The organism is Okeania sp. SIO2F4 (assembly GCF_010672385.1).
GTDB lineage: Bacteria > Cyanobacteriota > Cyanobacteriia > Cyanobacteriales > Microcoleaceae > Trichodesmium.
In genome coordinates this window covers 1-10,316 of sequence record NZ_JAAHGT010000289.1, presented here as the reverse complement: position 1 = coordinate 10,316, position 10,316 = coordinate 1, and the positions used below count along the sequence as shown (strand labels likewise).

6 protein-coding genes and 1 pseudogene are annotated in these 10,316 nt (G+C 37.1%); all 7 read right to left on the bottom strand.

All coding sequences use genetic code 11. From position 1 onward, the window contains the following. Positions 1-244: 244 nt before the first annotated feature. The 7 genes and pseudogenes from F6K22_RS18735 to F6K22_RS18710 all read right to left on the bottom strand — a co-directional run bounded on the left by F6K22_RS18735 (position 245) and on the right by F6K22_RS18710 (position 10,304). Positions 245-1,307: pseudogene (locus F6K22_RS18735) on the bottom strand (ISKra4 family transposase). A 563-nt stretch (positions 1,308-1,870) separates the two neighbouring features. Then, positions 1,871-2,833 carry a pentapeptide repeat-containing protein gene (locus F6K22_RS18730; protein WP_293100989.1) on the bottom strand — a complete coding sequence of 321 codons (963 nt, stop codon included), beginning with the start codon at positions 2,831-2,833 and terminating at the stop codon, positions 1,871-1,873. A 325-nt stretch (positions 2,834-3,158) separates the two neighbouring features. Then, positions 3,159-4,061 carry a pentapeptide repeat-containing protein gene (locus F6K22_RS18725; protein ID WP_293100986.1) on the bottom strand — a complete coding sequence of 301 codons (903 nt, stop codon included), beginning with the start codon at positions 4,059-4,061 and terminating at the stop codon, positions 3,159-3,161. 810 nt (positions 4,062-4,871) lie between these two features. Further along, a complete protein-coding gene (locus F6K22_RS42235) occupies positions 4,872-4,961 on the bottom strand; it encodes a PEP-CTERM sorting domain-containing protein (RefSeq protein ID WP_363273877.1) in 90 nt (29 codons plus the stop codon). A 408-nt stretch (positions 4,962-5,369) separates the two neighbouring features. Next, on the bottom strand, positions 5,370-6,998 hold the full coding sequence (locus F6K22_RS18720; RefSeq protein WP_293100983.1) for an iron uptake porin: 1,629 nt from the start codon (positions 6,996-6,998) through the stop codon (positions 5,370-5,372). Positions 6,999-7,568: 570 nt separating this feature from the next. Continuing rightward, the gene (locus tag F6K22_RS18715) at positions 7,569-8,552 is read right to left on the bottom strand and encodes a quinone oxidoreductase family protein (protein WP_293100981.1); all 984 of its coding nucleotides are present in this window, start codon (positions 8,550-8,552) and stop codon (positions 7,569-7,571) included. Between the two features lie 738 nt (positions 8,553-9,290). After that, positions 9,291-10,304 carry an MFS transporter gene (locus F6K22_RS18710; RefSeq protein WP_293100992.1) on the bottom strand — a complete coding sequence of 338 codons (1,014 nt, stop codon included), beginning with the start codon at positions 10,302-10,304 and terminating at the stop codon, positions 9,291-9,293. Positions 10,305-10,316 lie beyond the last annotated feature (12 nt).

Here is a 10,316-nt window from a genome sequence, read left to right as displayed (position 1 = left end):
AAAAGCCTTATTAATTCAGCAAAATTTACCGAAGAATAAAGGTATCAAGCCTTCTATTTCAAGAGAAAAAAGTGCTCTTGAATTTCCTTATATTCAATTCCCGAACGGTTTTCATTGGTGCATCTCAATTAAGCTATAAGTAATTATACTCAAGAAGAAGGAAGACTCAAACCACTTGGTTAATTCAGACGATAGAGCATCCTGATGTTTTAGACTTTGCGATCGCGTCCAAGACGAATGAAAATCAAGCAGCAAAAGCACCATTAAGATAAGCACACCGATGCTGGAGTATACAAGGCACATTATTTCGTGACCATTGTGCCCCTGGCAACTTGAGCAGTAAACCAATTTGCTTAACTAAAGATTCAACTGCTCCAGAACCTACTGAACCTCCTATTGCAAGTCTTGCTTGGTAGTTAATAATACGAGATTGATGCTTTTTCAAGTATTGAATAAAACCATTTGAACCTCGACATCTGTGTTGACTTAGATAGCGGATGGCATTAGTTAATTGGCCTTGCCAAAGATAATGTCGCGCTTGAGCAAGTTGAACCTGAGTCCCTTGCATTTTGTGCAAATTCTCCATTAAATGATACCAGTCTAATATCTCTTCCCTTTGCTGTGCTGTACCTACAGCCGCGAAGATATTCCACACTCCGTCATGTCCGTCTCCGCGCGCAGGCTAACTTTTCACTCAGAGGTTGGCCATTAATCCAAGACCATAAACCTTCATTATCTTTGAAAAAGCCCATCTTCACTTGACCTTGAATATTTAAAGCTTTATATTCTCGCCATTCACTGACCTGCCCTTGTGGAGTGCGTAACCTTACCATCCCTCCATCCAAGCTGATTTCTCTGATTGGCTCTTTCAGGCTTACTTCCTCCCATTCGTGCCGCCCTACCATTCTCTGGAGGGTACGCGCGAGAAATTTTAATTCCGGTTAAAGTTTCTATATCTTCAGAAGCCCTTTGATAGGATTCATTGGCGCTGACCAGAAGACAGCATTTTTGCAAGTAAGGACTCCAACGACTCCCTTTTTTCAACTTTAACCTTTTGGCCTGTCCTGTAGTTATAGAGATTTTTCCTAAAAGACTGTTTATGGTTCGACTTTTTCCTGTGGTTGTGCCTGTCTGTGTTTTGATAAAAAAAATCCTAGTTGAGGCGTGATGTGTTCTTGGACTAAACTTCGGAGTTGCTTCTCTATTCCTTCCATAGTTTTGAGTTCCATGGGGTCAGCTTCTGAATGGAGTATAAGAGCGATCGCTTCCAGGTGTTCAGTAAGTTCAGCTTTGGTTTGAGAATTCATAGGTCATTTTTGGTAACAACTATTCTCAAATTATGCCTCTATTGTTCTTTTTTCTTTCTTAAGTACAATTACTTATCGCTTAATTGAGATGCACCCTTTTCATTGAGGTAATTATCCATTATCAATTATCAATTAATGAAAGATCCTAAATTCCCATCTTTCCTGCTCCCTACTCCCTACTCCCTATTCTGAGGTAAATATTTTTTACCGAATTATTAATTATTAATTGTTAATTAAATAATTGTGGTTTAAAGCCTCCCCTTGGATAGGGGAAAAAAGCGGTCGAGGGATGGCGAGGTCTCCTCGCTTGCCTCCAATCGACCAAGAGAGCGGTCGGAAAGCGGAGCAGTCCGTTAGGATGGGATGGATGGGTTGCCTAACCATATCCAATCTCCCCTTGAGAAGAAATGATATTTCCCAATCTTCAATTCGGTAACGGTTTTAACCTTCTTGTAATTATCAATTATACATTATCAATTATCAATTAATGAATTGTTCCCTATCCTAAATTCCCATCTTCCCTACTCCCTACTCCCTACTCCCTACTCCCTATTCTAGAATATTCATTCTTCTTCATCACTTCTAATACTGCCGTCTGGCATAATTGTATTATCAAAAATTACGTTGTTTAAGTTGGCATTATTAAGGTTAGCATTAGTAAAATTAGCATTAGTTAAATTTGAATAACTTAAGTCAGCATTTTCTAAATTGGCATTAGTAAAATTGGCATCGTTCAGGTCTGTATCGCTCAAATTTGCACCACTTAAATTAGCATTACTAAAATTAGCCGAACATAATTCATATTCAGATAAATCTATATTTCTTAAATCTTTACCACTTAGATCGGTTTCCGGACCAACAAACATTAATCCTGCTTCATTAGGGTCAATATCTGGTGGCAAATCTTCTAGATCTAAATAAAGAGCATCTTGAAAATTCACATCAGTATAGTTTGCTTCGCTCCAACCAGACATACCTTTAATATGAGCATTACTGAAGTCAGCATTACTAAAATTTGAACCCTGAATATAAACATCATAAAAAGTTGTGTGACTGAGATTAACATTGCTCAAATTACAATTATCAAAAGTAACTTCACTTAATTGAGCATGACTAATATTTGCACCAGTCAAATTACAGTTATCAAAAGTTGATTGAAATCCACCCATTTGATTTAAGTTAGCATTAGTAAAATTGGAATTGTCTATGGTGCTATGGTCATAACTTGTATCTGTTAAATCTGCATTGGTTAAATCCAGATTTTGCCAATATATTCCTTCTAAGTTGACGTGGCTAAGATTAGCATTTCTGAAAGTAGAAAATACTACTTCCGCACTAACTAACTGAGCATTACTTAAATTAGCATTATCTAAATTGACATTTTGTAATTTTGCTCTGCTCAGGTTGCAGTTGCCTAAGTTAATTTCTTCTAGAGAAATATTGCTTAATTCAAGATATCTGAATTCCATGCCAGAAAAATCTCTTTCTCCAGCTTGATAACGTTGGATTAATTCATCGCTATTCATATTTTTTCCTCCAGCAGTAACTGAGAAAATAATATCATATAGCAGAAGAAAGAAGGAAGAAGGAAGAGGCAAGAAGGAATAAGGAAGAATATTGCTTTAATTATCTTTACTTTATAAAGTAGGGAGTAGGGAGAAATAATTGATTTGATTTTTGATTATTGGAGATGTCTATTAACTATTACAGCAGTTTCCGAAGCTATGAGGTACAGTTGTTTTTATTCTTTTCTGTTCCCATATCCTATATCCGGTGTTCCCTCAAAGCTAAAATTTTGTACCTCACGGGCAACGGGAAATTCTGTCAGAGATAATTCTAGAATTTTCATTCTTATTCATCACTATCAAAGTTCCGAATATTGCCGTCTGGCATAATTGTGTTATCAAAAATTACGTTGTTTAAGTTGGCATTATTAAGGTTAGCATTAGTTAAATTAGCATTAGTTAAATTTGAATAACTTAAGTCAGTATTTTCTAAATTGGCATTAGTAAAATTGGCATCGTTCAGGTCTGTATCGCTTAAGTTTGCAGCGGTCAAGTTTGCATTAGTAAAATTAACTTCAGATAAATTAGAACTCGACAAATCTATATTTATTAAGTCTTTGCCACTTAAATCTGCTTCAGGACCAACAAATATTAATCCTGCTTCATTAGGGTCAATTTCTGATGGTATATCCTGTGGAGATAAGTACCAAGCATTCTGAAAATTAATATTAGTATAGTTGGCTTTGCTCCAATCGAAGATATCTTGAATTTGAGCATAACTAAAGTCAGTATTACTCAGATTTGAACCCAGAAGATTAATACCAACAATCGTGTGACTGAAATTCGCATTGTTTAAGTTACAATCATCAAAACTAACTTCACTTAATTGAGCATGACTAATATTTGCACCAGTCAAATTACAGTTATTGAAAGTTGATTGAAAACCCCACATTTGAGTTAAATTAGCATTAGTTAAATTTGAATTTTCTCTGGTGCTATGGTCATAAGATGTATCTGTTAAATCTGCATTAGTTAAATCTATATTTTGCCAAGATATTCCCTCTAAGTCAACGTGACTTAAATTCGCATTATGTAAATTTACATTTTGCAATTCTGAGCTTTCGAGGTTGACAGAACTGAGGTTAATTTCTTCTAGAGAAATATTGCTTAATACCAGATGTTCTAATACCACACCAGAAAAATCTCTTTCTCCAGCTTGGTAACGTTGTATTAATTCATCGCTATTCATATTTTTTTCTCCAAAAGTAACTGATAAAATAATTCCTATTTTGGTTGTGAAAAAAAATTATTGGAATTAGGCAATAGCCATAATAATTTCAGAGTTGTTATGTATTTTTAGATTTTTTACCGAATAATTAAGGTTTAAATCCTCTCCTTTAAAGGAGAAACAAGCAGTCGTTTGTGGAGCATGACCTAGGATGGGATGGATGGGTTACCGGCGCCATATCCAATCTCCCCTTGATCAGAAAAAATTTTCACGCTCCGCGTCAATCCAATCCGTTTTAGGGAGAGATAATTATCAATTATTCATTATCAATTATTGAAACATCATTTAGAATTGATATATATAGTAATTAGTAATTAGTAATTAGAACTTACAGCAATGCATGAGGATGCTGAGGTACACTCATAAGACTACTTTTATATTCTCTGTTCCCCGTTCCCTGTTAAGTGTTCCCTAGGACAATAAAACTTTGTACCTCACGCGCGGGCGTGAAACTGCTGTAAGTCTCAGTATTTTAGTTTAGATTGGTTTTATAGAGACTTTGTAAATTTGTTTTTATAGAGGTATTTTTAGAAAATATTTATCAAAATATAGCAATCAGGAATCATTTATGAGATATTTAAGAACAATTAAAAACAATCAAAATTCTTTTATATTCTGACTCCTGACTCGGTCCTCCTGACTCCTCATTACCACTAAAATATTACAACTGAAATATGATTGCTATAGTACAATCTAAAGCTTCAATAAAAAAAAACCCGCTTCTCTGACAGGGACGAGGGTTAGGTTTTTGAGTTTTTATTGCCTGAAAATTTAGCCAATATTACGTAATCCTAACCCTGTCAAGGTTAATAGTCCTAAAATTGTAGCTGGTTCGGGGGTGGATTTGTGTTGGGTTTGAATATCAAATTTCCAAGTTTCAACTGAGTTTTGTGGTGGTACAGAACACTGAATTATATCAACAGTAACTGAGTCATCCGTAAAGGAAATATTGGAAATTAGACTTGGATTACCAGATTCTTAGAAATAAATAGAAGAAATATCTAAAACATAAGAGATTGCTTCCTTCCACGATTTCCAGTCGCTGCGGACTTTACAGTTAGTGTTTATTCAGACATAATATTACACAAACGATACAAAAGCACAGTATCTAATCACCTCATAAAAAAATATGGAAATACTAGAAATATTCCTTTAATTTTTAGTATTTATACTAATTTTTGCCAGAATATTTAGGGTATTGTTTTGATAAAAAAAGCATTTGTAGGAATCATTATTCTACTGAACAGCGATGAATTCATGCTATCTGATTCAAAAATAAAACACTGTCCGTAATGTACCAGTAAAAATTGTACCATTACTCTTTTGATTACTAGAATCAAAAACGGCTTGGAATACAGGAGAAATTGAAATATTATCATTCACAGCATAACTATAAAAAACTTCTAAATTGGTCTGAGTAGAATTGCCAATTTCATTGACAACAAAAGGTTGCCCAACAGCCACTCCCACACGATCGCCTTCTTGCAAAACATCTAATCCAGAAAGACCTGCCATCCAATAATTAGGATTAATATCACCAAAATCTGTATCCTTATAACTACTATAACCATAGCGACCAAACACAGCAAACTTAGAAGCAAAACCCCACTCAAAATTCACTCCTACCGCATCAAAACGGCGAGCAAAAACTCTACCTCCACTGTAAATTAAACGTAGACTAAACTTAGACGAAGGATTATATTCAAACTCCACCATTCCTTGATGAAAACCAAATAACCCCCGCGAACCCCTACCGTCAGAATAGAGTAATGATGTAAACGCAGAAACAGGCAAAGGACCTTGACCATTTTGAGTAGGATTGTCAGAGTCTGGAGAAATGTACAAAGCACGAAGGTTAAAAGCGCTACCTCCAGGGTTCCATTGTAATATTGCTCCACCACCAATGCCATCAACTGGAAATATGACATAGTTATAAACCAGGTTTGATGTAGAAAAGTCGCGGAAACTTAAAGCAGCGTAGCTATTATTATCTATATAATCCAACGCTTCAATTAAAGGTCCTATAGATAGAGACAAATTTTCCACTACCTGAAAACTGTAGAAGACTCTTCCAATACCAACTTCGTCATCTCGTGGAGGACGACCACTAACATCCAGAACACTGCCAAAGTTAGGTTCGAGTATTGCGTTAGCATTATCAAGAAAACCATTGCTACCAGTATCAACCCGCAGTTTTAATAAGTCTGTGCCTCGGAAACTGGTATCAAAATCTAAAGCTACTCGATATAATAAAGTAGCTTGAGGGTTTTCGTCTGCTAGCTCCCTTCCATTAGGACCAATGAGGCGATCGCCATCAAACCCACCAGCATTCACGGCAAAAATTGTCTGACCGTTTAATTTTGTGGTCGTGGAAAACTGCTGTGCTTCCAAAGCATCCACTCGGTTTTCTAACCCATCCGTGCGTGCTTTGAGGTTAGCTATTTCTACCTGAAAATCTTGTATCAGTCTTTCGACAACTATCAAGTCATCTTGTTGAACTAATTCCCCTTGACTTTCTGCCAGAAAACTTTCCAGAGTTTGCCAACAAGCATTTAAAGCTGCTGCAAATTCATATCTAGTTATGGCGCGGTTGCCTCGATAAGTATTGTCAGGATAACCAGAGAGACAGTCGTAGCGATCGCGCAAACTAAGTAAAGCTGAATAAGTCCAATCAGTAGGTAAAACATCATCTAGTTGATAGACAGGTATTTGTTGGGTAATGGCGTCATTTGGTTTGGTCTCGCTAAATTCTTCAGTATAGTTTTGAATTTGCCCCATTAACTCCTGGTTATCTTCCGTGGCCAGAGTTTTTCCACTGTTTAAAGATAATAGATTGATTAGTGTCAAACTGATGAGGATGAAACTTTTTTCTTTACCATGACTTTTGAATAATTGCAAGCTATTTCCCCCTCAACCTAAAATAGTTTATTCTGAAGTCAGATTTTATCAGAGGAGGGGTCATTTGAGTTATTAGTACCTCTTGGAATAGGGAGGCTTGAAGCACTGAGTTTTCTTTTTTTTATTCCCTTTAAAGGGGAGGCTTTAGAGCTTATTTTCTAGTAAATTATATATAATCCGAGTAATTAATTATCGTATGACAAATAAAGTCAAAAGTTAAAAGTAAGAATTTAAGCAAGAAAATTATTTAAGAGTTTACCGAGTAAGGTCTATCTTGATGTGAAGTAGCAAATGCGATAATGGTATAACCGAATTTCATATTAGATAAATAGATATAGTTGAACGAACTGAAATTGATATTAGAGAGATATAAAAAAAGTAGCTACATACATTTTACTATAGAAGCCCTGAAGGTATCTCCATAAAAGAGGGAATAGGGAGAATTAATTGATAATTTATGGGTAATAATTGATTGGATTTGGGATTTTTGAAGAGGTCTAATATACTCCATCTCCCCACAGTCCCCACACTCCCTATATTTAAGTACGCAAATAGATACGCTTAGGAGTTCTATATATTAGTAGTTAAAACTAGCGGAGAAACATTAGTTCTATTGTGTACTTGTTCGTAGGCAATTATTCCTCCCCTAAGTGGGTAAGTAACGATCGCTTCTGGTGGAAGAATAGCATTTGTTTCAAACAAGGGAGTGAGTGCTGCCAAAAGTTTCCCACATTGAGTTACGTCAAAAGCTCGACTATCTACCCCAAACAAGCGCAACTCCCGGTGATAAAAATCCCGGAGGTCAAAACAAACTTTCGCTTCTTTTGGTGGAGCGCTAATAGCGACCAAACGACCTCTAGGACTGAGGGTCCACATACTATTTTCTAACATAGAACCCCCCACTGTATCCAATACCACATCCACACCTTTACCTCCAGTAGCAGCTAAAACAGCAGAATTAAGATTTTCCGTTGCCAAATTAATCACGATATCAACACCAGATGTTTCAACTATTGGATAATCTGATTCCCGTCGCACTGTACCTAAAACTTTAGCTCCCTTCCATTTTGCTATTTGAATTGCAGCTTTACCAACCCCACCTGTTGCTCCCACTACCAAAACAGTTTCTCCAGAGTTTAAATTTGCAGCTTCAATCAAAGATAACCAAGCGGTAATATATCTGACTCCGATAGTTGCTGCTTGTATCATGGATATATTTTTCGGTTTGGGTTGTATTGCGACCACAGGTAATACCAAATGAGAAGCGTGGGAACCATCGCGGATAAATCCAATATCGCCTCCTGTTCCCCAAACTTCAGTACCAATTAGATTTGGTTCACCTGCGACGACAACTCCAGCAAAATCTCTACCGGGTGTGCGTGGAAGAGTAGTATTTTCCATAACTCCCAAAATATTTTTCACATCGCTGGGATTAATAGATGCTGCATGAACTTCAACCAACACTTCACCTGGTTGCAAAACGGGAGTGGGAAGTTCTTCAAGTTTGAGTTGAGTCGTTGGAGAACCGAAATTGTTAAAGCGAATGGCACGCATAGTTAAAATTCCTGTTTATTTTGTATAAAAATTTAGGTGTAGTAGCGCGTTTAGCTTGAAAATGTGAGTTAAATCTAACCCCCCAACCCCCTTCCCTACAAGGGAAGGGGGAGAATATTTTCCCCCCTCTCCTACAAGGAGAGGGGTCGGGGGAGAGGTCTTCGGGGTTGCTCGCTCCTTACCCACAATTTTAGTCTAGACTAGCTAGTAGGGTAGTGGACCGACACACCTTAAATGGTGCATTAGATGGGGAGGGTGATGGGGGGATGGGGTGATGGGGAGATAGGGTGATTACAAAAAAAGCGCTCTGCACAGTTTTAGCTGTGTCAGTCTAGTAGGTTGCAATAGTTATAAAAAAGTCTTAGTTTGTAGTTGCGCTTTAGCGCTGCTAGAGATATTTGGAGCGCTTTAGCACAACGATGAGAGCTACTATATAACTATATAATATATAAGATAAGAATTGATACATCTAAAATGGTGCCCTGCGACGGATTTTTAAATCACTTTGCAACGAATAATTGTCGCCGTCTAATACACCCTACTGGACTGTTTCAGCTAAAACTGTGCATTAGGAAGTAGGGTAGGGACGTTGCATAAGGGCGTCCATACGGGAGTAGGGGAGAAAAACTGTTGTTGGGTTTCATCCCTCAACCCAACCTACATCTATTGCAACATTTAAGATGAAACAGTCTACTACTGGAGGGGTAGTGGTAGGTTCATCTCAATATTTCATCTTGTCTATCTAAGACTCAAAAGTTGTTGCTGTGGTTTTTTCCAGAAAATTGTCAAGAATAAAATACTTAAAGCTGAAACGAGAACAAATAAACCAACGCCACAAACTCCGTTCCATTGCCAATTACTCCAAGCATAGTTACCACAGTAAGAACCCATAGCTCCTCCCACAAAATAGGAAACCATATAAACCGTATTCAGACGACTATGTATTTTGGCAGGCAAACTATAAATTTGTGCTTGGTTAGAGATATGAGTTGTCTGCACTCCCAAATCTAACAGCATCACTCCCAAAATTAGACCCCATAATTCATATCTTGCTAAAGAAAATACTAAAAATGATGAACTAGAAATCACAACACCTAACATAGAAATCAATCTAGGATTTTTTCGATCTGCCATTCGACCAGCAATTATCGCTGTTATAGCTCCAACAATACCAACCAAACCAAACATTCCTGCTACTTGACTACTATAGTTTAGGGGTGGCGCTTTCAGGAAAAAAGCCATTGTACTCCAGAAAATACTATAAGCAGCAAAAGACATTGCTCCAATTAAAGCTACTTGTCGCAATAATAATTGTTCTCGAATTACTTGTCCCAAAGAGAGAATCAATTTGGGGTATGAGAGAATTACAGAGGGTTTTGCTTTTGGCAGTACAAATTTTGATACTACTGCTATTAAAATCATCAACCCACTAGCAAAGAAATATATTGCTCGCCAACCGAAATTTGCTCCGACGAATCCGCTAGTTATTCTAGCTAAAACAATCCCAATGAATAAACCACTCATCACAGTTCCCACAGCTTTGCCACGTTTTCCTGGTTCTACTAAAAAAGCAGCAAAAGGTACAACAAGTTGGGGAACAATTGCCGTCATACCAATAAGTAAACTCGCAACAATTAACCAAGTAATATTAGGAGACATAGCTGCTGTTACTAACGCCAGAGCAGTTGCCATCAGCATTGTCACTATTAAGCGTCGTCGCTCCATGATATCGCCCAAGGGTACAAATAGCAGTAATCACAAGGA

Bases quoted from the DNA above. Each gene is read 5' to 3' on its own strand.
- F6K22_RS18730 (WP_293100989.1), bottom strand. From the start codon at position 2,833: ATGAATAGCGATGAATTAATCCAACGTTATCAAGCTGGAGAAAGAGAT.
- F6K22_RS18725 (WP_293100986.1), bottom strand. From the start codon at position 4,061: ATGAATAGCGATGAATTAATACAACGTTACCAAGCTGGAGAAAGAGAT.
- F6K22_RS18715 (WP_293100981.1), bottom strand. From the start codon at position 8,552: ATGCGTGCCATTCGCTTTAACAATTTCGGTTCTCCAACGACTCAACTC.